This is a genomic window from Mycobacterium sp. 48b, from assembly GCF_048282725.1.
GTDB lineage: Bacteria > Actinomycetota > Actinomycetes > Mycobacteriales > Mycobacteriaceae > Mycobacterium.
The window spans coordinates 4,375,792-4,398,003 of record NZ_JBLVUL010000001.1 but is presented as its reverse complement, the minus strand read 5'-3'; the positions used below and the strand labels follow the sequence as shown (position 1 = coordinate 4,398,003).

Genomic DNA, 22,212 nt, shown 5'->3' with positions numbered 1-22,212 from the left:
GGGCGGTGAGGTGTCGCTGACGGCCGGGTGTGACCAGCCCTGTCGGCGCCGGTGAGCTGTTGTGACTGCGATCACTACTATACATATGCGTATATCTAATACAAGAATGAATATGCGTGTCCTCAAGGGCAGTGATCGTGGAGGTGTTCCGGGTGCGTTCTCAGTTGGAGTTGTTGGCCGCAGATGCGGAGCAAGTGGTGATCGGGGCCGGCGGGCTGATCTGCGACCGCGCGCTCGACGGCTGGCAGGTGGTGGTCTGGATGCCCGATGCGGCCGGGTCGGTGGCATTGAAGATTCTGGGCGCGGAGGTGCGCCTCGCCGGATCGGAAGTCGCCATCGCGGCGGACATCAAACTGCCGCTGGTCCAGATCACGCCGGCTCTGGATGCGTCGAGTGGGGTACGGCAGTGTCAGACCTACCTCTGTGACCGATCGGACCCCGGCGGGGCCCGAGTGGGAAGGCCCGGTCCTCAGGCGGTCGCCGACGGCGTGTTCCACCATCGACTCAGCTTTGCTGCGCAGGCTTTCAAGGCTCAGGCACTGGGCGCTTGCGGAAGTCCCGCCGCCGTCGAAGTGGTGGAGGTGTTCCGCGCCACCGACATGCGGTGGTCCATTGGCCCATCTGCTGGCCGGACCGTGACAACACAAGTGCACTGACAACACAAGTGCACTGACCTTTGACAGGATGGGACGATGGCCGAACGCTGGACCAAACAACGCCGCTTGGAGCACACCCGCAGTGTCCTGCTGGATGCCGCCGAAGAGGTGTTTGCGCGCAAGGGGTTCGACGGGGCCGCGCTCGAGGACATCGCCGAGGTCGGCGGCTACACCCGTGGTGCCATCTACTCCCATTTCGGGAGTAAGGCCGAGTTGTTCCTGGCGGTCGTCGAACGGCAGCGCCAACAATTCCTCGACGGGTTCGCCGACGTCATCGCGACGTTTCACCGGCTCGAGGATCTCGAGGCCGACGAACTCGGCGACCGCTGGCGGGATCTGGTCGCCGCCGAGGGGCCCGATCGGGCTGTCCTCGGGTCCGAATACACGCTGTTCCTGCTGCGCAATCCCGAGGCGAGGGAGCGCGTGGCCGCGCAGCGGGAGGAGACGGTCGGCGCCCTCGCCGACTACATCTCCAAAGGCGCTGCCCGCCTGGGCGGCCATCTGAGCATCCCGGCGCTGGACCTGGCCCGGGTCATTCTGGCTGCCAACGATGGCGTCACCCTCAACAGCCTGCTCGACGACCATGCGGTCTACCGGCCGTTCCTTCGGATGGTTCTGGCCAATATCGTTGTGCCCAAGGGGAACAACTTGTGAGCAGGTCCGGACATCCCGCGCGCACCGGCGCGCTGATGGCCATGGCCTCCATGCTGTGCGTGCAAATCGGGTTGGCCGTTGCGGTCGGCCTGATCGACGACATCGGCGCGGAGGGCGCCGCGTGGCTGCGTTTGGCCTGGGCCGGGGTTCTCATGCTCGTGATCGTGCGGCCGCGCCCCTCGGCCTTCACCAGATCCGCATTCTGGACCTGCGTCGCGCTCGGCGTGGTGACGGCCGGCGTGACGATGCTCTTCATGGCGGCCCTCTCCCGTATCCCGCTCGGCACGGCCAGCGCGCTGGAATTCCTCGGGCCGCTCGGGGTGGCAGTTGCGCACGGGAAAGGCCGCGATCGGATTCTGTGGCCCGGGTTCGCGGCCGCCGGCGTGGTTCTGCTCACCGAGCCCTGGACGGGCGCCGTCGACCTCATCGGTGTGCTCTACGCGCTGAGCGCCGCGCTGTGCTGGGCCTGCTACATCCTGCTGACCCAACGGGTGGGGGATGAGGTGGCCGGCATCAAGGGTCTGGGGGTGTCGATGCCGGTCGCCGGCCTGGTGGGTACCGCGGTGGTCGGTCCGTCGGTGTTTCCCGAGCTGACACCGCAACTTCTGCTCATCGGTGTGGGGCTCGCGGTCCTGCTGCCGGTGATCCCGTTTGCGCTGGAGATGTCCGCGCTGCGGTATTTGAGTACCGCCGCGTTCGGGACGCTGATGGCGCTGGAGCCGGCGTTCGCGATGCTGGTCGGCTTGGTTCTGCTACACCAGGTCCCGGCTCCGGCCGCCGTGATCGGCATCTGCCTCGTGGTGGCTGCCGGGATCGGCGCAGCGCGCACGGGAGCACGCGCCGCACCGGTGCCCGCCGAGATCGGCTGATCGGGCTACGCTGGCGCCAATGGCAAGTGGCATCTTCAATTCCCCGTTCGCCCGGTGGTTCAATGCGGCCGCAGTGGGCCTGACCCGAGTTCCGGTGCTCGGCCGATGGATCGGCCACGGCGTGGTCGTCATCCGTTACACCGGACGCCGGTCGGGCCGCACGTTCGAGACTCCGGTTTCGGTGACGCGTGACGGCAATCTGGTGACCATCAACGTGATGGCGCCGGACAGCAAGAACTGGTGGCGTAACTTCCTCGGCGAGGGCGGTCAGCTCACCTTGCTGAACCTGGACGGCAGCGACCGCACGGGGCACGCCGTTGCCAACCGTGACGACCGCGGCAAGGTGGCCGTCACGGTGCAACTCGACGCGTCCTGACCTCAGACGTCGATACGCTTGCGCCGGTAGAGCGTTCCGGCCACCAGGAGCAGCAGGCTGACGACCAGGATGGCCGTGGCCAGCACGTTGATCTGCGGAGGCACGGCCGCCTTGACCGCCGCGTTCACGTAGAGCGGATAGGTGACGGTGGAGCCGCTGACGAAGTAGGTGATGATGAAGTCGTCGAGCGACAAGGCGAACGACAACATCGCCGCCGCCACGATGCCCGGAACGATCAGCGGCAGAGTCACTTTGAAGAACGTTCTGGTCGGTCCGGCGCCGAGATCCATCGACGCGTCCTCCAGCGTCCAGTCGAATCCACGCACCCGGGCCCGGACGGTCATGGCGATGAAGCTCACCTCGAACGCGATGTGGGCGATGAGGATCGTGGTGTAGCCCGCCGCCCAGCCGAGATCGAGGAACAGGGTCAGCAGCGAAGCACCCATCACGACCTCGGGTGCGGTCAGCGGAAGCACCAGGAACGTGTCGACCGCCTTCTGGCCGCGGAAGCGCTGGCGCACAAGCGCGATGGCGACCAGCGTGCCGAGAACCAGGGCGACGGCGGTGGAGACCGCCGCGACGTTGAGGCTCAGCTTGAGCGCGTCGGTCAACGCCGGATACTTGAACGGGTGCGCCCAGTTGTCGAGCGTGAAGCCCTGCCAGGTGTAGTTGAACTTGCCCGCCGGTTTGTTGAACGAGAACAACACGATCACGAAGATCGGCAGGAACAGGTACAGCAGAACCAGACCGGCGACGATCCGCAGGGACCAATCGCCCCACCGCGGTGATCCTTTGACCACCGTCGGGGTGGCCGGGCTTGTGGCGTCTGCCATTGCGGTCGACGTCATACCAAATCCTCCGTGCCGAGCGCCCGCGTGTAGAGCAGCACCCCGACCAGGATGATCGCCATCAGCACCATGCTGAGTGCGGCCGCGGCGGGATAGTCCTTGACCACCAGGAACTGCTTCTGGATCACGTTGCCGATCATCGTTGTCTGCGTACTACCGAGGTAATCGGCGTTGATGAAGTCGCCGGCCGCCGGGATGAAGACCAGCATGCTTGCGGCCAGAACTCCTGGCATCGACAGCGGCAGAATCACTTTGGTGAAGCTTCGGGTGTTCGACGAGTAGAGGTCCTTGGATGCCTCGATCAGACGCGGATCGATCTTCTCCAGGCTCACGTACAGCGGCAGGATCATGAAGATGATCCAGTTGTAGGTGAGGCCCCCGATCACGGCCCAGCTCGTCGACAGCAGCCGGCCTTCACTCGGCAGCAGGCCGATGGTCCCGAGCGCGTTGACCACCAACCCGTCGTCGGCGAGGATCGTCTTCCACGCGATGGTGCGGATCAGGAAGGTCACGAAGAACGGCAGGATGACCAGGCCCAGGATCAGGTTCTTGTACCGGCCGGCCTTGAACGCGATGACGTACGCCAGCGGGAATGCCAGCACCGCGCACAACACGGTCGCCACCAGTGCGTAGCCAAACGTCCGCAGAATCTGGTCCTGATATGTGCTGAACGCATGCAGGTAATTGCCGAAGTTCCAGTCGAACTCGAGCGTCGGTAGGTACACCGAACCGCCCGACGTCGACAACGAGGTGCGCGCCAACGAGAAGAACGGCACCACGAAGAAGATCCCCAGGTACACCAACGCCGGCAGGATCATCAGGTACGGGGCGATCTTGCTCCGCTGCCGGCTACTGGTTGCTACTCCCGCCATCGGCGTCAGCCTCCGGTCACTGCGGCGTAGAGGCTGTTGAACTCCTGGGTCTGCTCGTCAGTCAGCGCCGCCCACGACTTGAGCTTGGCGAGCATGTCGGCCGGCGGGTTGATCAACGGGTTACCGGCCAGCTTGGGATCGATCTTGGCGAGCTCGTCGGTCATGTCCGACAGCACCGGCACGAACTGGGTGAACGCGATGAGCTTGGCGTAGTTCGCGCGATCGTAGACGTAGTCGATCCACGCTTCGGCGCCCTTCTGGTTCTGCGTGGTGTAAGGGATCACCATGGTGTCGATGAACCAGTCGCCGCCCGACTCCGGAACGATGAACTGCAGGTCGGGGTTGTCAGCCTGCAGCTGCACCACGTCTCCCGAATATGCCTGGGCGACAGCAATGTTGCCGGCCGCCAGATCATCGGCGTAGTCGTTGCCGGTGAACCGGCGGATCTGGCCCTTGTCCTTCTGTTCACGGATGAAATCGACGGCCTTGGTGACGGATTCGGTGGTGGGATCCTCGACCGAATTGCCCTGCCACTGCATGATCATGCCGAGCCCGTCCTGGACGTCGGACAACAAGCTGACCCGGCCCTTGAATGCGGGATCCCACAGATCTTCGATCTTGGTGATGTCGCGTCCGGTGGCGGCCTTGTTGTAGGCCAGGCCCACCATGCCGGTCATGTACGGTGCGGTGTACTTACGGCCCGGATCGGCCTTCGAGTTGAGCAGATCCTCGCGCAGGTTCTTCTTGTTGGGGACGCGGGAGTCGCGAATCTCGTTGAGCCACTTGAGTCCGGCGAGCCGGACGGCCATGAACTCCGTGGGGACGACGAGGTCGGCGCCAATGTCCTGCTTACGCGACAACGGTTCCTTGACCTTGGCGAACCATTGTTCGTTGTCGTTGAAATCTTCCTTGTAGTCCACCGTCAGACCCGATGCGGTCTGGAACGCAGCGACGAATCCCTCGGCCATGTAGAGCGGCCAGTTCGAGATCCGGACCGTGCCGGTGGCCGGTGACCCGTCGTCGGGGGCGGCGGAAGTGGACGGCGCACTGGACTTGTCGCCCGAACCGCAGGCGGCCAGGACCGAGGGACCCAGCGCCAGCGCGGCAGCGGCAGCGGCGCCGCCACCCAGGAACCGGCGACGTGACGTGCGGTTCGCGGTCAGCCGGGCGAGAAGGCGGGGATCGATGTTGTCAGGCATGGGCGACCTTTCGGTGAATTCGGACGCTTCTGTGAAGGGGAGGGGGTGAGTTGGAGAATGTCTACGTGTCGTCGAGCATCTCTTCGAGGTCTTCGGTCGTGGGGATGTCCGCGGCCGGGAGCACCCGCGACGCGTCCGGTGACCAACTCACGTGGACCTGGTCGCCCGGGCGCAGCAGGGGGAGCTCCTGCTCGGGGCCGACGTGGGCGATGATCGTCGAATCATCGGGTGCGGCAAGGGAAACCCGCAGCACCGGCCCCTGGAAAGTCAGGTCCTTGACGGTGGCCTGCAGGGTAGCCACATCCCCGGTGGGAACGTCCATGGACACGCGGACCCGCTCGGGACGGATCATCAGGGTGGCGTGGCCGCCGGGTTCGATGGTGGTGTCGCCGGGCTTGGCCTTGAGCGTGGTGCCGAGCACGTCGACCTCGACGAAGTCGCGGTTGGTCCGCCCCGTCTGCCGGCCCGGCCACAGGTTGGCCTGCCCGATGAAGCTGGCGACGAACACCGTTGCCGGGCGGTCGTAGATCTCGGTGGGACTGCCGATCTGCTCGACATTTCCGTTGTTCATCACCGCGATCCGGTCGCTCATGGTGAGCGCTTCTTCCTGATCGTGGGTGACGTAGATGAACGTGATGCCGACCTCGCGCTGAATACGCTTGAGTTCGAACTGCATCGCGTGGCGCAGCTTGAGGTCGAGCGCACCCAGCGGCTCGTCGAGCAACAGCGCGCTGGGGTAGTTGACCAGGGCGCGGGCCAGTGCCACCCGCTGCTGCTGACCACCCGAGAGCTGGCCCGGCTTGCGCTTGGCGAAGTCGGTCAGCCTGACGATCTCGAGCAACTCGTCGACGCTACGTTTGATCTCGGCCGCGTCCTTCTTGGCGGACTTCTTTCTGCTACGCGGCCCGTAGGCCACGTTGTCCCACACCGTCATGTGCGGGAACAGCGCATAGTGCTGGAAGACCGTGTTGACGTTGCGCTTGTGCGGTGGCACGTGGGAGACGTCGACGCCCTCGAGCCGGATGGCGCCCTCGGTGGGGCTTTCGAACCCGGCGATCATCCGCAGCGTGGTGGTCTTCCCGCAGCCCGAGGGGCCGAGCATCGAGAAGAACTCACCCGATGCGATGGAAAAGTCCGCCTCGGCTACAGCTACGTAGTCGCCGAACCGTTTCGTGACGTGGTCGATCTCTATGACGGGCGCGCCAGTGCGTGGCGAGCCGTCGTGTCCCGTCGACTTGTCGACGGCGGTGATATCTGGGCCGGTCAGCGGAATCCTCCTCCAGTACAGCCGGGAAGCTGTCGGTAAACAATCGCGGATTGTGCCGACCTTCGCAACCGTTTCCGCAATGAATTAACAATTTTTCAATGGAATCCTTCGTCTGAACCGGGTTGACAGCGCGATTCCATAGCGTGGCCAACGAACGGCCACGGCGGGAGCGGTCGGTCCGTGGTCCGGAGGGGGCAGTGAACTGGCTGGCGCTAAGTTTTGCAGCTCAGCGGGTTGTCACGGCAGGAAACCGGCGACTGCAGGACTCAGCCCCACTCGTGGTTCATCGCGCGGGACTCGGACAAGGTGTGTACGGACTCGCCGTGGCGGTCGGGTGCGCGTGAGACCGCGATGAGGGCCATCGCCAAGGCTGCTGTGACCGCGCCGGCGACGAAGATCGTGACGAAGCTGCCTTCCGACGGCACCATGCGATGCCCGAGAAGCACCGCGACGAGCGCCGCCGCCACGGAGCTGCCGATCGTTCGTGCGATCGCGTTCATGCTCGTGGCGATGCCCGTCTCGCTGGGGTCCACCTCGCTGACGACCAATGCGGGCAAGGCGCCGTAGCCCAGGCTGATGTAGGCGTTGGCCAAGACGCCGGCCACGACGACCTGCCAGGGACGGCCGTGCGCCACGGCGAGCATGACGAATCCCGCGATACCGGCGACCGCGGCGACCACCAGGACCCGACGGGCGCCGTATCGGTCGATGTAGCGGCCGCTGACCAGTGCCACCAGAAATCCGGTCAGCGCCCCGGGCAGCAGGAAGTAGACGCTGGCCTGCAGCACGGTCGCCCCGAATCCGTAGCCGGCGACCTGGCGCGACATCTGTACGAACTGGGTGAGCCCGAGGAAGGCGAAGTACAGACCCATTCCGACCAGGATCGTGGCCAGGTTGGTCAGCAGGATGGGCCGCCGGGCCAGCATCGTGGTCGAGACGAGGGGATCGGTGGCCCGTCGCTCCCACCACCACCAGCCGATGAGCACGCCTGCCCCTGCGGTCAGGAATCCGACCGTCCCGGGATGGGTCCACCCCCACGAGTTGCCCTGGGTGATCGCCAGCAGCACCGCCGACAGGCCGATCGCCAGGCCCGCGGCACCCAACCAGTCGATCGAGCCGCCGGTGTCGGGCCTGCGGTTGGGAACGACCACGACCGCCACCACGATGACGACGGCGGTGAATGCGGTGGTGAGCCAGAAGACCCGGTGATACCCGGCGTCACCCGACATCAGGAGGCCGGTGACGACGAGGCCGACGCCGCCGCCGAAACCCAGCGTTCCCGACAGCACCGACATCGCCCCGACCAGACGATCCTCGGCGAGCTCTTCGCGCAGGATCGCGATGCTGATGGGATAGAGCGCGTACGAGGCGCCCTGCAGGATGCGTGCCGCCACCAGCAGCGGCACCGACGCCGTCACCGCGGCCAGCACCGAACCCGCCAGCACCACCACCAGCACACCGAGCAGGACGCGCTTCTTGCTGTAGAGGTCGGCGAGCCGGCCGATCAGCGGGGTCGACGCGGCCGCCGCCAGCAGGTTGGCCGTGACGGCCCAGCTGACCGCCACCGACGAGGTGTTCAGCTGGTGGGCGATGATGCCCAGGATCGGGACGACTGCGGTCTGCAGGATGGCGACGGTGAGGGCCACCAGACTCAGGCCGGCGATCAGGACACCGGGGCGACGCGGCATTCCGGGCACCGCGGGGGAGTCGGACCGGTCGATTTCGGTCCTGGCCACGTCCCGCTCCGATCCATAGGTAATCTTTGTGTTTCTCGATTATGGCCTTGGTGGGGCACGTGCCCGCACACCGGGTGCGTGGTCGAATAGACGAATGGCTTTCGGAGTCAGTGCGCTCAACACATCCACGTTCAGCGGGCATCGCCCGACCGCCTCGGGACATCTGACCGTGGAGACCCATGGGATCGCACCGCTGGCCGCCGACCAACGCTACGGACATCCCGCCCGGCTGTTCACTGTGTGGTTCGCCCCGCAGGTGAACATGACCGGCGTCTTCACCGGGACTTTGGCGATCACCCTCGGTTTGGGCTTCTGGCTGGGCCTGCTGGCCATGGTGATCGGCACCGTTCTGGGTTCGGCCGTGGTCGCGTACCTGTCGACGTGGGGGCCGCGCACCGGGGCAGGCCAGCTTCCCAACGCGCGCATGGCATTCGGTGGTTTGGTCGTGGTGCCCGGCATCCTGCAGTGGGGATCGTCGATCGCTTGGGATGCGCTCGTCGGATTGTTCGGTGGCGAGGCGCTCGCGGCACTGCTGGGCATCCCGTTCTGGAGTGCCGTGTTGATCGTGCTGGCGGTCCAGGGGGTCGTCGGCTTCTTCGGTTACGAGGTGATCCACCGACTGCAGGCGGTGTTGACGGTCATCCTCTTGATCACGTTCGCGGTCTTCACCGTCAAACTCGTGGCGGGCCACGACATCGTGGTGGCGCCGTCGGTGGCCGGTGCCGATCTGGCCGGAGCCTTCGTTTTCGAGGTCACCATCGCGCTGAGCCTGGCGATCTCGTGGGCCAGCTACGCCGCCGATTTCAGTCGCTATCTCCCGAGCGATTCGTCACGGAGGCAGGTGTTCGGATACTCGTTCGCCGGGATCGTGCTGGGCTACGTCTTTGTTCAGGGCATCGGGATCGCGGCCGCGTCAGTCATCGGCGAGCACACCGCCGACGGCGTTCACACGGTCATGGGCGGCGGCCTTCTGGGCGGTCTGGCGTTGTTGGTGATCGCGCTCGCGGCGATCGGGTCGGGGGTGATGAACGACTACAGCGGCTCCCTGGCGCTGCAGACCATCGGTGTGCGGGTGCGCCGGCCGGTGTCGGCGATCATCGTGACGGCGCTGGCATTCGGTTTGATCCTGTGGCTGCATGCCGCCGATACCGCGACCAGGTTCACCGACGTCCTGCTGTTGGTCAGCTACTGGATTCCGGCCTTCGTCGCGGTGGTCGTGGTCGATTGGGCGATCCGTACCCGCGGACGCGGCAGCATCGATCCGAGTGCCGAATTCACCGGGCGCCGCGACGCGGTGGTGGCACTGGTCACTTTCCTGGTGGCCTACGCAGTCGCAGTCCCGTTCATGAACACCACCCTGATCCAGGGTGTGGTGGCCACCGCATGGCACGGCGCCGACATCGCTTACTTCGTCAATTTTGTTGTGGCGCTGTGCCTTTACGGGGGCTATCGGCTGGTGACACGGCAGAGGAGCCGAATCTAGCGGTCAGGACATTGCGGTCAGTACGTGCTCGGTGAACGCTGACGTGGACGCGCTGCCGCCGATGTCGGCGGTTCCCACACCGGCATTCAGGGTCCGCCGGACGGCATCTTCGATGCGGTCCGCGGCCACGCCGAGCGCCGGTGTGCCACCGTCCCGGCCGGCCAACCACCGCAGCAGCATCGCTGTGGACAGGATCATGGCGACCGGGTTGGCAATGTCGCGCCCGGCGATGTCGGGTGCCGATCCGTGCGCTGCCTGCGCCATCGCGTGGGTGAGCGAGGCGTTGATCGAGGGCGCCATGCCGAGTGAACCGCTCAACTGGCCGGCAAGGTCGGACAGGATGTCGCCGAACATGTTCTCGGCGACGATCACGTCGAAGTCGCGGGGATGGCTCACCAACCGGGCTGCCAACGCATCGATGTGCTCGCCGCGGACTTCGACATCCGGGTAGCTGTCGGCGACCGCCAAGCACACGTCGCGGAACAGCCCGGTGGTCTTGGCCAGGACGTTCGTCTTGTGGGCGATGGTGACCGACTTGCGTCGGATGGCCGCCAGCTGAAATGCCTGATGGGCGATTCGCTCACACGCGGTCCGGGTGAACACGGCCACGGCCAGAGCGACATCGGGCGTGGGCATGAATTCGCCTGCGCCGTCGAACATATTGCGGTCGGCGTAGAAACCTTCGGTGTTCTCCCTGACGATGACCACGTCCAGATCCGGGCACACGGCGCCGACGGCCGCACTCAGGGTCCGGGCGGGCCGGATGTTGGCGAACAAGTTGTAGCGCTTGCGGATTGCCCCGCCGGGCGACAGCGTTCCGCGGAATTGCTCGGGGTATCCCGCGTTGTCGTGCGGTCCGAGGATCCATCCGGGCAGCCCGTCGAGTGCGGACAGGGTCGGTTCCGGCAGTGGCGTTCCGAATTCACCGATCGCCTCGCGGCCGAACGGCAGTTCACGCCACTGCACTTCGACCGACGCGCCGGCCAGGGCGCGGTCGGCGACCCTGGTGGCCGAATCCACGATCTCCGGCCCGATACCGTCGCCGAGAAGCACGCCCAGAGTCAGCACATTGTCATCTTCCGCTCAAACCGGATGCGCCGCGAACCACTGCAACAGCATTTCCGCGATCTCCGCCGGCTTCTCTTCCGGAAGCCAGTGTGAGACGCCATGCAGGATTTCGAAACGGTAGGGACCGCTCATGTAATTCGCGGTGTCGTGCGCCGGCTTGGCGGTGATCGCGATGTCGCGGTCACTCCAGACATACAGTGTCGGCACCGTGATCTTGTCCGCAGCGCCCAGGCCGGACCGGCTCAGCGGCATCGCGCGATACCAGTTCAGCGCCGCGGTCAGGGCCCCGGGTTCCGCCATGGCCCGAGCGTCACGAGCGGCCGCCTCGGGTGGCAGCCCGCTGCGGATCAAGGATCGGGCTATGGCCTTGCCGCCGCCGTCGCGGCCCAGCAGCAACCGTTCGGACACCCTCGGCAGCTGATTGACGTACATGTACCACGATGCCAGTCCTTGCCGGCTGGTCAGCAGCGAGCGCAGGAACGCGATCGGATGGGGCACCGACAACGCTGACAACGAGGCCAGCTTCTCGGGTGCATGACCCGCGACGCTCCAGGCGACCGCAGCACCCCAGTCATGGCCGACGAGATGGACACGATCAGCGCCGCTGGCATCTATCAGTGCGAGGGCGTCCCTTACCAACTCCGTCGCACGGTAATCGCGGCGGCGAGTCGGCCGGGCGCCGGGGGAGTACCCGCGCTGATTGGGCGCCAGGCATCGGAACCCCTCGGCAGTGAGCTTGGAGATGATCGGTTCCCAGCTGACGTTCTGCTGCGGAAAACCGTGAAGCAGCACGACCACCGGACCGTCGGCGGGACCGGCATCGATGACGTCGAACACGAAATCCCCGCGGCGGTATTGATCCATACGTCGCATCATGCCAAGCCGCTGGTGGCTGCGTATCAGGGATCGTCTTTGGACGACGTCCACCGCATCTGTTTGAGGTAGCCGGCTACTCGCGACCGCCATCGGAACGGCGCCGGACACTGGGCCGATCGAAGCCTCATCGGACCAGGAAGGTAGCGGCAGATGAAGAACTACACCGTGGCGCTCGGGGACACCCTCTTCGGGATCGCCCAGCGTGAGTACGGCGATGGTGGTCTGTATCCCGTGATCGCCGAACAGAACCACCTCAGCAATCCGGGGCTGATCAACATCGGGCAGGAGCTGTTGATCCCGTACGTCACCTACCGGCACCTGTTCACCACCGATGACGGCACCGCCGCGCGCCGGCAGCTCACGCAGTCGTTCTATGGCACGCAGAGCCCGGAAATCCAGTTGGTCTGGGAAGTGGTGAACGGAGTCGCGCAGCGGGAGATCCGTCGCGGGAGCTGGTTGCTGCTGCCGGATCTCACGAATGTCGGACACCACACCATCGTCGAGGGGGAGAGCTTCGCGGTATTGGCGGCCCGTTGGTACGGCGACGATCACCTTGCCATCGTCATCGCCAACGCGAACAACCTCGACCCCGCCACCGATCCGTCCCCGGGCCAGGTGCTGATCGTCCCCGGGCTCAATCGCCGTCGGCATGTAGCCGGCGACACCCTCGAGTCACTGTGCATCGAGGAGTATGGAGATCAGGATGTGACGACCCGCGCCGCGGTTGCCGGCGCTGCCAACTACATCGACCGCCCGCACAGCCTGTTCTCCAATCAGGTGGTGTACTTCCCGTCATGAGCACGTTTATGTAGACGAGAGTGGTTGTTTGCCAGGGGATCCCGTGCCGTCGGCGAATTCGAGGGCCGTGACCTTTCGGTGGCCAACTTGTGACAGCAACGTGGCGGCGGTCGGGCCCTCGCGCGGTTGCAGCGTGTGTGCGGGATGCGGTACCAATCATCAGGTGTGCGCGGGAAGGACCACCTGAATGAGCGGGATTGGGGCAGAAGACGTTCCAGGGCACTGGCTGACCGCCGGAGAAATCGCCCGGGCGTCGCAGCTGCGCGAGGACCTGGTCGAGCGGTTCCTGCCGCCCGGGCAACCGCAAACGAATCTCTACGGCCGCGATCTCGTGTCGGTGGCGCGGTTCGTCAAGGTACTCACCGATCTGGGAACGCCGACGGCCGCCGTCGAAGTGGCTGTCGCCGAGCTCCGGGCCCGCCCGGATGCGGCGTTCAGCGTGGCTCTTCGTGGAGGCGGTGCCGGTCGGTCGCCGCTGGGCCCGAGGCTGACGGGTAACCGGACCCGGATGTTCAAGACGATCGGCGCGACGACCGCCGCCGCGTTGCTCGTCGGCGGCGTCGTTGCAGTCACGTGGTCGGGCCACGAGGACGAGCAGCCCACCGCGGGCCCGGCGCCATCCAGTGCCAAACCTGTTCCCGCCGAGGTGGTTGCGTCGACCGTCACGGACGGGCCGGGCAGCAGGCCCGCTCAGGCATTTTCCGCAGCCAAGCCGGATCCGGTCTGCTCGCAGTGGCAGCGGGCCAGTGCCGGGTACGACGGTAGACAGCAGGCTTGGGTCAAGACCGATCACCGGGTACCGGCCTCGCGATGGTCACCCAAGCAACGGTCGGTGACGGTGGCTGTCGTCCCGGTGATGCGTCAGGAGGCCGCCGAACTGCGCGCCTTGGCCGACAAAGCGACGGATCCGCTGTTGACGGGTCTACTCAGGGCCCAGTCTCGATACGTGGACAACTACGCCACCAAGCTGCCGAAGTTCGAGCCGGCGGACCATGCGACCTGGACGGCGGCCACTGCGATGGACGGTGCGGTGAAGGCAGTCTGCTCGACGCCACGTTGAGCGCCCTCGTTCCGGTTTCTGGTGGGGCACTAGGGGATGAGTGCCCCACCAGAAACCGGTTCGGTTACATCGGAATCCAACGGTCGAGGAACCAGAAGCCCCAGCCGCGGCTATCACCGGCAGGCATCGGGGTCACCCGCTGGCCGTTCCACTCGAATGGTTGATGATCGCGACGACCCGCGTCGATGCCGCGACCGTGCCAGTCGTCGGGCCGATTGCCGCGGTCGTCATGACGGTCGCACTGCGGCGCTCCCGGACGGTCGCAGCCGGGGCCCGGGTCGGCGCCGGCGGTGCCGATGCCAAGGCCCAGAAGCCCCGCCATGCCGATTCCTGCCGCCATCGCCGATATGCCCACGGATTTCTTGAAACCCATTGCTTTACTCCGTTTCTGACCAGTGCGACGACGGTGCCGCACGGAGAGCAAAGCTATTTGGGAGGGTTGTGTTTGCCCTGTGTTGAGGATTGGCACGCGCTGTGTGGTCGGTAACGAGATGAAAACTGCTTGGATTCAGCGATATTGAGCGCTGACCACCGGCTCTCAGATACGTCCCGATTCACCGCCGCTGCCACCTGCTGCCGATCTACGCCTTTGCCGAGGTCAACCGCCCAATCGGGGATGTGGACGATGGGCCCGTCAAAAGCGACGGGACCATCGTTACACCACAAGGCATTTCCCAGGAATCAGCCCGCGGTATCATCAGGTCAAGTTGTGCTTTTCGAAATGGCGGGCCAGCGCCTCCATGTACTCGTCGCCGTGGAAGGGCCCGCGTGCTCCGATCGCCTTTTCCAGGAACGGCCCGTACTCCTCGTCGTTGACGTAGGTCGACCAGTGGGTGATCTGGCCGTCGTCGTTGGTGTCGATGAAGCTGATCGAGTAGAAGCCCATCGTCTCGCCCTCGGCGGTCGTGCCCTCCCAGCGGTAGCGCATGACGAGGCCGTTCTCGGCGGGCCAGAACTTGTGGTCGACGGGCTTCCAGTCAGGGAAGACCACCGAGTACGCCTTGGCCTCGACGGTGGCCGCCACGTCGAAGGAGGTCGCCACATCTTTGAGCACGAGCTCCTGCCCGGCCACGAAGTAGGGAGAGGTGTACACGGCGTCGTCGGTGAACTCCCACTCGTCGTACGACTCGCCTTCCTGCACCTTCCGCAACACGTACTTGTCGCGGTAGCTCTCGGCCATGCGGCGATGTTTGGCGATTCGATCGACCAGATCCATTGCGGTCCTTATCCGTTGGGGAAGCGACAGGGCCAGGCCAGGGGCTCATGTGGCGTGGCGCACACCTAAATATACAGATCTGTATCGCAGATTCAATGGTGAATGTCGAGGGCCGGGGCAGCCGCATACCCGCAGGTCGGAAGGAAGCAATACCCTGCCGCGCCGCGCCACCATGGCGCTCGGGCGGCATGCTTGTGGACGGGACCTAGGCGCGTGTGAGGAACCCCAGCACGGTCTGTTCGAAGGCCTCTTTGGCCTCGATCATCGCCCAGTGTCCGCAGTTGGGGAACACGTGGAGCTCGGCGTTCGGGATGGTCCGCATGGGGATCAGTGCCATGTCGAGTGGGCTGACCCGGTCATCGCGGCCCCAGGTCAGCAGCGTGGGAGCGGCGACCTTGTGCATCTGGGCCCACGGCATCGGAGCATCCGACGACCTCATTGCGGCCATCATCCCCGCGAACGCGGCCTTGCCGTACATCCGCTTGGCCGCGGCCAGTGTCGTGGGGTCGGTGGCCAGTTCCCACCGCTGTTCGATGAGCTCGTCGGTGACCAGTGCCGGGTCGAAGACCATCGAGTTCAGCCAATCGATCAGGCGCTGGCGGGTCGGGTCCTCGGTGAACTCCTGCAGGAGACGAATGCCCTCGCTGGGCCCCGGACTGAAGACGTTGGTTCCGATGCCGCCGATGGTGACGAGCTTGCCGATGCGGTCCGGCCGGCGGATGGCGAAGTTGATTCCCACTCCGCCGCCCATCGAGTTGCCGACAATGTGTACGCGATTGATGCCGAGAGCATCGACGAACGGCTCCACCACACTCTGGGCGGTGACCATGGGATGGCCGCCGATATCGTCGGTGACACCGAATCCCGGGAATTCGAGGATCAGGCACCGGAATTGCTTGGCGAAGGTGGGGAGGATCCCCTGGAAATTGCGCCAGCCCGTGACCCCCGGCCCCGAGCCGTGCAGGAACAGCAGTGCCGGTCCGTCCCCGGTGTCGGAGTAGCGCAACACTCCGGCGGATGTCTCGATCTCCTGCAGTTCAAGCTCGGTCATGCCGACCAAATTACGGGGTGCCCGCCCGCCGGTACGCCGGCAGTCCCGCAGCGTGAAACACGATCTGGCTCCGCACCCGGCAACAACTCCGCCACCGCAGGGATGATCTGCGGTGGCGGAGGACGCGATCGACTCAGAACGTCGGCACGAACACGCCGTTCATCCAGACGCCCCAGTGGTTCCAGCCCTCATCCCATACCTGGGGATTTCCCGCACCCCACGTCGGCGGCGCCGGGGTTCGCGGCGCCCATGCGGGCGGCGAGCCCGGGTTCGGTCCGCCGGGGATGGCCGTCGCGATCATGGGCTGATTGGGCACCGGGGCCTGCGGCGGTGCAGCGCCCGCGGTGGCCGCGGTAAGCCCGACGGCTCCAGCCCCCATCCCACCTGCAATCGCTGCGCCGGCAATGATCTTGGCGATCTTCATAGTCGTGGACCTCCAATCCGTACGTGAATGAATTTCGCCGGACCCGTTGGCTAGCCGGCGTGGGAGATATGTAAACCTGACCACACCAATGAGCAGGACACTGGACAGGAACTCGGTATCGCCTACGTTGTGGTGTTGCAGGATCTTTCGCGGCGGAGCAACAGGAAGCTGATCGCCCCGCCGCAAAGGGCAACCGCACTACACGCGAAAAGGACTGTTACCACTGCGAACGTCGACGGTCCATCGCTGACGCGCGCCGCCTGTCCGATGGTGCCGCATATTGCGATACCGAGGGTCAACCCGAGTTGGCGGGCCGCGTTAGCTGCTGCGGCGGCAATTCCGGCCCGTGCGGTCGGCACCGATGTCGCCGCAACGGCGGGCAACACAGGGGAGACGATCGCAGCACCGATGCCAGTGCCGACGAGCATCGTGATCAGTGACGGCCACTCTGGATGCACCAAGAGCGCCGCGCCGGGCAGACAGGCCAGGCCGGTGAGCAATGTTCCGCCACCGAGCACCCAGCTGTGGGACGCATGGTGCAGTCGAGCGCTGAAGATCAGGGAAACCATGATGAATGCGGCAAGTTGAACCGTCAGCACCAGCGCGGCGTGGAGCGGCTGCATGCCCCGGCCGACCTGTAACCACCACGACAGCACCGGCAGTGCAGCGAAAGCTCCAAAATAGTAAGCGAATCCGGCGATGAGTACGGCGATGAATCCACGCGTGGCGAATAGATCCGGCGGTAGTAGCGGGTGGGTGGCGCGGCGTTGGACCGTGACGAACAAGCAGACGGCGGCGAGGCTCACCGCAGCGGTACGCACGGTTCCCGTTGAACCCCAGCCGGACTCACCGGCGTTGATCACGGCATACGTGATCCCTGTCATCGCCATGGTGATGAGGGCAACGCCCGCGACGTCGAGTCGAGTGCGCACCGGACGCTCGCAGGACAACGCCTGCATGCCGATGACCACGGCGCACACGCATATCGGCAGCGCACCGAGAAACAACCAGCGCCACGTGATGAATTGGGTGACCGCTCCGCCGGCGATCGTTCCCGTGGTGCTACCGATGCCCGCAACTGCTCCCCAAACAGCGAACGCAGTTCCACGCGCCCGACCGCGGTAGTGCTGGGTCAACAGCGGAACGACCGTTCCGAAGATCGCTGCACCGCCGACTCCCTGGACGACGCGCCCCGCTACCAGAACGCCACCGCTCGGGGCCACCGCACATCCCGCCGACGCCACTCCGAAAACGATCAGCCCGATCAAGAACAGCCGTCGGTGGCCACACCGGTCCCCCAGGGTGCCCATGGCCATCACGAGAGCGGCCAGCGCGAGGGTGTACCCGTCGATAATCCATTGGGCTGTGGCGAATCCGGCACCCAGCGTGCTTGCGACATTCCCGGCGCTGACCGTCACGACGGTGGTGAATGCCAGTAGCAGGAAGGTCGCCAGACAGCAGGTCAGCAACGGGCGCCAATCCAGGAGTTGATCGGCGGCAGCCTCGTGAACAGGGGCGGGCCTGGGGGATCCGGAGTGCATGGCCCAACCCTGCTGTAATGGTCTTGTGCATGTAAACCATTACATTGAGCCCCTACTGCGCAACGTGACCGATCTGGTCAATCGGCCTGCGACCACACCGGCAGACCTGGAACAGCGCTGGACGGCTCGTGACATGCCCATCCACTGTCGTGTCACGCGCGCCGACGTACGGCAGGTGAGGGAGTTTCTGGAAATCTGGACGGATGCCGTGGACGCCGGCACCGAACAGAGTCGAGTAACAGTTCTCAACCAGCTACTGGCACGCTTCGCCACCAGCCCGTCGATCACCGATCACGACGGTAGCGGCTGGCATCTGCACTACCGCGACGCCGAGGCCGGTTTCGCCGCAACACTGGCCGGCGCCACGAGCGCCGCGGCCGCCCACTTCCTCACCGAACGCGGGATGGGGCGGCTGCGGCGTTGTGCGCGCGATGGGTGCACCATGGCGTTCGTCGACTTCACCCGACCTGGAACACAGAAGTACTGCAGTCACGGCTGCGCCAATCGCGACGCTGTCCGACGGCACCGAGCCATGTCGGCCCGCAATACCGGGCCGCGTTGAAACTCCCTCGCCGGCAAGGTCGCATTGCTTGACGATCGGGTAGCGGGCACCTAGCGTCCTGAATGACCGACGCCACGTCGAGGATCTGCGGGGGAATGGTGGGGGAATCAGGTTCTGCGGTGCCCGTCGAGGGCGTCGCGATGACGGCGATCGGGGTGGCCGTCATTCGTGCACACGAGAGTCAACGCGCGGATCGGCTCTACCTCGACCCACTTGCGCAGGCGTTCGTCGACGCCGCCCGTGAAGGGTTCTCGGCGGAGCGCTGGGCGTCCTTGTTGGAGCTCGCCGATCAGTTCTACGAGGGCCGCTCTGTGGCCGTCCGGCTGGTCGATGATCGCGTCCGCGATGCGGTAAATGCCGGCATCGAACAGATCGTCATCGTCGGATCCGGTTTGGACACCCGAGCCTTCCGGATGGAATTGCCCACCAAGGTAACTGTTTTCGAGATTGACCTGCCTGAGCTCTTCGTGTTCAAAGAGCGCGTGCTCGCCGACCAGGCGACCTCACCCACCTGCAGGCGCCGTGTCGTGGCGGCCGACCTTCGTGAGGATTGGACGACGCCGCTGCGCGAGAGCGGGTTTGACCCGGATGCGCCGACACTGTGGGTCGACGAAGGTGCGTTGGCATTTCTCCCTCCTGATCCGCGCCGTGACGCCGTGGTCACACTCACCCAACTGTCCGCTCCGGGTAGCCGATTCGGTGTCAGCCGCTACTCGGTGGACGGCAACAGTGCGCCGTACAAGGGGTTGCGGTCCATGGTGGGTAGCAGCGCTTCAGGCGATGCGCCGCTGCGGGAAACCGTCAACGACGTTCGCGATTGGCTCGACAGTCTCGGCTGGGACACCGAGTTCCAGAGCTGGAACGACGCTGTCAGACGGCTGGACCGTGCGGTCGCGAAGGCCGATTCCGAGATCGGCCACGTCGCTGCCGTCCGTCGATCGGGAGTGCACCCAGCTTGAACCCGTGTGGGGTGCGGCCGCTTCCACGTGGTGTTGCCGCTGGTACGCCTCGCCCGACGCTGTGGCCAGCTCATTCGGCGGCGGCAACGTCGGTATCCTGGATCGGGATGTTTGCGCGATTGCTCTCCGCTCTGATCCGGGTTCGAGTCACCCTGGTCTACGCGGCGGCACTGTTCGTGATCGCATCCCTGCTGCTGATCTTGGGACCCAAGGTGCAGGACAGGGTGGTCGGTCACCTCAGCACCAACTTGGAGAATCTGCGGCAGGGTCACCTGGGGACCCTGGTCGGAAGTGCTTTCGTCACTGCTGAGGGATACACGTATCTCCTCCTGCCGGGTCTGGTGTGTCTCCTGGCATTGGCGGAGCTGCTGTGGTGCAGCAGGCGGTTGATCCAGGCCTTCGCCCTGGGGCATGTCGGGGCCACCCTGATCGTGGCCGCCGGTTTGGCCGGGGCGGTCAAACTCGGCTGGCTGCCGCTTTCGGTCGCGCACGCAAAAGACGTGGGGCTGAGCTACGGCACCATCGCCGTCCTCGGCACGCTCACCGCGGCCATACCGGTACTATGGCGCCCGGCCTGGGTGGGCGGGTGGGTGACAATCGCCCTGGTGGTCGCGGCCTGGGGGACAGATTTCACCGCCGCCGGGCACGCCATTGCGCTGATCATCGGCATCTTGTTGTCGACCCGCTTCGGCACCGACTCGGACTGGACACCGGCCCGGCTGATACTGCTGGCCGTGGGTATCGCGTTCGGACTGCTGCTCCTCCTCGGGGTGTCGCTGCCGGCGGCGCCGATCGCGCTGCCCGCCGGTCTCGCCGTCGCCGTGATCGCGTCTTGGGCCTGGTGGCGGTGGTTCGGAGTGCCGGAACCGAGCGAACCGAGCCTGGCTACAGTGTCGGCATGACGCTGCACGCCGACGCTGCCCACCCGGATCTGGTTTCCGTCGGGGTGCCGACGCACTGGTACAACCTGGCCGCCGAACTGGACCAGCCGATCCCGCCGCATCTGCACCCGGGCACCAAGGAACCGGTGGGCCCCGACGACCTCGCAGCGCTCTTCCCGAGCGGGTTGATCGCGCAGGAGGTTTCCACCGAGCCGTACATCGAGATCCCCGAGGTGGTCCGCGACATCTACTCGATGTGGCGGCCATCGCCGTTGATCCGGGCCCGCAGGTTCGAGCAGGCGCTCAACACCGGTGCCCACATCTACGTCAAGTACGAGGGTGTCAGCCCGGTCGGCAGCCACAAAACCAATTCGGCTGTGGCGCAGGCCTATTACAACAGCATCGACGGGGTCCGGAAGCTGACCACCGAGACAGGAGCGGGGCAGTGGGGTAGCGCGCTGTCCTTCGCGGGAGCTCAGTTCGGTCTCGAGATCGAGGTATGGCAGGTCCGTGCGTCCTACGAGTCGAAGCCGTACCGCGGTCACCTGATTCGGACGTACGGCGGCACCGTGCACTCAAGCCCGTCAAATCTCACCGAGTCGGGTCGCGCGATCCTCGCGGCGAACCCCGACACCACCGGCAGTCTCGGGATGGCGGTGAGCGAGGCGGTCGAGGTGGCAGCGGCCAACCCGGACACCCGCTATGCGCTGGGCAGCGTGCTCAACCACGTCGTCCTGCATCAGAGCGTGATCGGTCTCGAGGCCGTCGCACAGCTGGCCGCAGTCGAGCCCGACGGGGCCGACGTCGTCTTCGGCTGTGCCGGTGGCGGATCCAATCTTGCGGGCCTCGCATTCCCGTTCCTACGCGAGAAGATCCAAGGCCGATCGAACCCGAAGGTGATCGCCGCGGAGCCGGCCGCATGTCCGTCGATCACGCAAGGGGAGTACCGGTACGACCACGGCGACGTCGCAGGACTGACCCCGCTGCTCAAGATGCACACGCTCGGAATGGATTTCGTTCCGGATCCGATTCACGCCGGTGGCCTGCGCTACCACGGGATGGCCCCGGCGCTCAGTCACACCGTCGAGCTGGGACTGGTCGAGGGTCTTGCTGTCGGGCAGCATGATGCGTTCTCCGCGGGCGTCCTGTTCGCTCGAACTCAGGGCATCGTGCCCGCACCCGAGTCCACTCATGCCATCGCGGCCGCGGCCGCGCACGTGGCCGACGACCCGAGCGAGCAGGTGGTCGTGATCGGACTGTCGGGTCATGGCCAGCTCGATCTCCCGGCGTACGCGGAGTTCCTCGACGGGAATTTCTGATCCGCCACCGGGCGCGGGGTTTATGACCGGACGGCGATGAAGGACGCGACCAGCCCGGCTGCGGCCTGACCACCGGAATGGGGCACGGTGCGGATCACCGATCCGGTGATCGCGGGAATCTGGTCGACTCCATGCGGCCAGGCCGGGGTCAGATAGCCGGTGTAGTCGTACACCCAGGTTTCGCCGCCGATCACCCCCACACCTTGAAGACGGCACGCGAACGGATTCCCGTAAGAAGCGGCCCCTTTGAGGCTGAGTTCCCATCCTGCGCCACCCAGCGTTCCGGCCAGCCGGCCGAGACTCGGCGAGTGCAGGGTCAGCGTCCCTGCGCCGAACCTGAGGTCATCGAAGCTCACGTCGAGGTCGGGGTTGTTGACGAAACTGCGGTAGCTCCATGTGCCTGTGAAGGATTCAGTGTCCACGGTGTGACCTCCTGGCGTTGATCAGCCCCGGTGCGGCTGTCGTGAGCTGTGGCCGCAAATGTTCCACGGGGCGGG

The 22,212-nt window shown here is 65.6% G+C and carries 24 protein-coding genes; 11 read left to right on the top strand and 13 right to left on the bottom strand.

The genetic code is table 11. The features are described from left to right. Positions 1–116 precede the first annotated feature (116 nt). From ACNQR1_RS21715 to ACNQR1_RS21700, 4 genes are read left to right on the top strand one after another with little or no spacing between them, the layout of a single operon-like run. Positions 117–656, top strand: a complete 540-nt coding sequence (locus ACNQR1_RS21715; RefSeq protein WP_418047785.1) for a hypothetical protein — start codon at positions 117–119, stop codon at positions 654–656. 36 nt (positions 657–692) lie between these two features. Further along, the gene (locus ACNQR1_RS21710) at positions 693–1,310 is read left to right on the top strand and encodes a TetR/AcrR family transcriptional regulator (protein ID WP_418047784.1); all 618 of its coding nucleotides are present in this window, start codon (positions 693–695) and stop codon (positions 1,308–1,310) included. A 35-nt stretch (positions 1,311–1,345) separates the two neighbouring features. Further along, the gene (locus ACNQR1_RS21705) at positions 1,346–2,179 is read left to right on the top strand and encodes an EamA family transporter (RefSeq protein ID WP_418050441.1); all 834 of its coding nucleotides are present in this window, start codon (positions 1,346–1,348) and stop codon (positions 2,177–2,179) included. A gap of 19 nt (positions 2,180–2,198) precedes the next feature. Continuing rightward, complete coding sequence (locus tag ACNQR1_RS21700) at positions 2,199–2,555, top strand: hypothetical protein (protein ID WP_418047783.1); 357 nt, start codon at positions 2,199–2,201, stop codon at positions 2,553–2,555. Positions 2,556–2,557: 2 nt separating this feature from the next. On the opposite strand, the gene ACNQR1_RS21695 is transcribed toward ACNQR1_RS21700, so the two are convergent. The 5 genes from ACNQR1_RS21695 to ACNQR1_RS21675 form a co-directional block, all read right to left on the bottom strand. Next, on the bottom strand, positions 2,558–3,403 hold the full coding sequence (locus tag ACNQR1_RS21695; RefSeq protein ID WP_418047782.1) for an ABC transporter permease: 846 nt from the start codon (positions 3,401–3,403) through the stop codon (positions 2,558–2,560). Next, positions 3,400–4,275, bottom strand: coding sequence for an ABC transporter permease (locus ACNQR1_RS21690; RefSeq protein WP_418047781.1), 876 nt, complete (start codon positions 4,273–4,275; stop codon positions 3,400–3,402). Before ACNQR1_RS21690 ends, ACNQR1_RS21695 begins: the two co-directional genes overlap by 4 nt. Positions 4,276–4,280: 5 nt before the next feature. Beyond that, positions 4,281–5,474 (bottom strand): polyamine ABC transporter substrate-binding protein, encoded by a 1,194-nt coding sequence (locus ACNQR1_RS21685; protein WP_418047780.1) that lies wholly within the window; start codon positions 5,472–5,474, stop codon positions 4,281–4,283. Between the two features lie 61 nt (positions 5,475–5,535). After that, positions 5,536–6,576: an ABC transporter ATP-binding protein gene (locus ACNQR1_RS21680; RefSeq protein WP_418047779.1), complete on the bottom strand. Its 1,041-nt coding sequence runs from the start codon at positions 6,574–6,576 to the stop codon at positions 5,536–5,538. A gap of 431 nt (positions 6,577–7,007) precedes the next feature. After that, the gene (locus ACNQR1_RS21675; RefSeq protein ID WP_418050440.1) at positions 7,008–8,429 is read right to left on the bottom strand and encodes an MFS transporter; all 1,422 of its coding nucleotides are present in this window, start codon (positions 8,427–8,429) and stop codon (positions 7,008–7,010) included. Between the two features lie 142 nt (positions 8,430–8,571). Between ACNQR1_RS21675 and ACNQR1_RS21670 the strand changes: the two genes are divergently transcribed. Then, positions 8,572–9,960 (top strand): purine-cytosine permease family protein, encoded by a 1,389-nt coding sequence (locus tag ACNQR1_RS21670; protein WP_418047778.1) that lies wholly within the window; start codon positions 8,572–8,574, stop codon positions 9,958–9,960. 3 nt (positions 9,961–9,963) lie between these two features. Here ACNQR1_RS21670 and ACNQR1_RS21665 read toward each other — a convergent pair whose 3' ends face one another. Then, positions 9,964–11,028 carry an isocitrate/isopropylmalate dehydrogenase family protein gene (locus ACNQR1_RS21665; protein ID WP_418047777.1) on the bottom strand — a complete coding sequence of 355 codons (1,065 nt, stop codon included), beginning with the start codon at positions 11,026–11,028 and terminating at the stop codon, positions 9,964–9,966. A gap of 15 nt (positions 11,029–11,043) precedes the next feature. Then, positions 11,044–11,892, bottom strand: a complete 849-nt coding sequence (locus ACNQR1_RS21660; RefSeq protein ID WP_418047776.1) for an alpha/beta fold hydrolase — start codon at positions 11,890–11,892, stop codon at positions 11,044–11,046. A gap of 162 nt (positions 11,893–12,054) precedes the next feature. Between ACNQR1_RS21660 and ACNQR1_RS21655 the strand changes: the two genes are divergently transcribed. Then, positions 12,055–12,702 carry a LysM peptidoglycan-binding domain-containing protein gene (locus ACNQR1_RS21655; protein ID WP_418047775.1) on the top strand — a complete coding sequence of 216 codons (648 nt, stop codon included), beginning with the start codon at positions 12,055–12,057 and terminating at the stop codon, positions 12,700–12,702. 187 nt (positions 12,703–12,889) lie between these two features. After that, positions 12,890–13,762 (top strand): hypothetical protein, encoded by an 873-nt coding sequence (locus tag ACNQR1_RS21650; protein ID WP_418047774.1) that lies wholly within the window; start codon positions 12,890–12,892, stop codon positions 13,760–13,762. Positions 13,763–13,826: 64 nt separating this feature from the next. Here the strand turns inward: ACNQR1_RS21650 and ACNQR1_RS21645 are convergent, their stop codons facing one another. The 5 genes from ACNQR1_RS21645 to ACNQR1_RS21625 form a co-directional block, all read right to left on the bottom strand. Then, positions 13,827–14,135 (bottom strand): hypothetical protein, encoded by a 309-nt coding sequence (locus ACNQR1_RS21645; protein WP_418047773.1) that lies wholly within the window; start codon positions 14,133–14,135, stop codon positions 13,827–13,829. A gap of 324 nt (positions 14,136–14,459) precedes the next feature. Then, the gene (locus ACNQR1_RS21640) at positions 14,460–14,978 is read right to left on the bottom strand and encodes a hypothetical protein (RefSeq protein ID WP_418047772.1); all 519 of its coding nucleotides are present in this window, start codon (positions 14,976–14,978) and stop codon (positions 14,460–14,462) included. A 205-nt stretch (positions 14,979–15,183) separates the two neighbouring features. Beyond that, positions 15,184–16,029 (bottom strand): alpha/beta fold hydrolase, encoded by an 846-nt coding sequence (locus tag ACNQR1_RS21635; RefSeq protein WP_418047771.1) that lies wholly within the window; start codon positions 16,027–16,029, stop codon positions 15,184–15,186. Positions 16,030–16,162: 133 nt separating this feature from the next. Then, a complete protein-coding gene (locus ACNQR1_RS21630; RefSeq protein WP_418047770.1) occupies positions 16,163–16,453 on the bottom strand; it encodes a hypothetical protein in 291 nt (96 codons plus the stop codon). A 122-nt stretch (positions 16,454–16,575) separates the two neighbouring features. Further along, entirely contained in the window at positions 16,576–17,994 is a 1,419-nt protein-coding gene (locus tag ACNQR1_RS21625; RefSeq protein ID WP_418047769.1) for an MFS transporter, read from the bottom strand. A 64-nt stretch (positions 17,995–18,058) separates the two neighbouring features. On the opposite strand from ACNQR1_RS21625, the gene ACNQR1_RS21620 reads away from it, so the two are divergent. From ACNQR1_RS21620 to ACNQR1_RS21605, 4 genes are all read left to right on the top strand, one after another. After that, a complete protein-coding gene (locus tag ACNQR1_RS21620; protein ID WP_418047768.1) occupies positions 18,059–18,556 on the top strand; it encodes a CGNR zinc finger domain-containing protein in 498 nt (165 codons plus the stop codon). Positions 18,557–18,618: 62 nt separating this feature from the next. Continuing rightward, positions 18,619–19,515 (top strand): SAM-dependent methyltransferase, encoded by an 897-nt coding sequence (locus ACNQR1_RS21615; RefSeq protein ID WP_418047767.1) that lies wholly within the window; start codon positions 18,619–18,621, stop codon positions 19,513–19,515. 107 nt (positions 19,516–19,622) lie between these two features. After that, positions 19,623–20,417: a rhomboid-like protein gene (locus ACNQR1_RS21610; protein ID WP_418047766.1), complete on the top strand. Its 795-nt coding sequence runs from the start codon at positions 19,623–19,625 to the stop codon at positions 20,415–20,417. Then, complete coding sequence (locus ACNQR1_RS21605) at positions 20,414–21,715, top strand: TrpB-like pyridoxal phosphate-dependent enzyme (protein WP_418047765.1); 1,302 nt, start codon at positions 20,414–20,416, stop codon at positions 21,713–21,715. The genes ACNQR1_RS21610 and ACNQR1_RS21605 overlap by 4 nt, the downstream gene beginning before the upstream one ends. Positions 21,716–21,735: 20 nt before the next feature. On the opposite strand, the gene ACNQR1_RS21600 is transcribed toward ACNQR1_RS21605, so the two are convergent. Further along, positions 21,736–22,137: a hypothetical protein gene (locus ACNQR1_RS21600; protein ID WP_418047764.1), complete on the bottom strand. Its 402-nt coding sequence runs from the start codon at positions 22,135–22,137 to the stop codon at positions 21,736–21,738. Positions 22,138–22,212 lie beyond the last annotated feature (75 nt).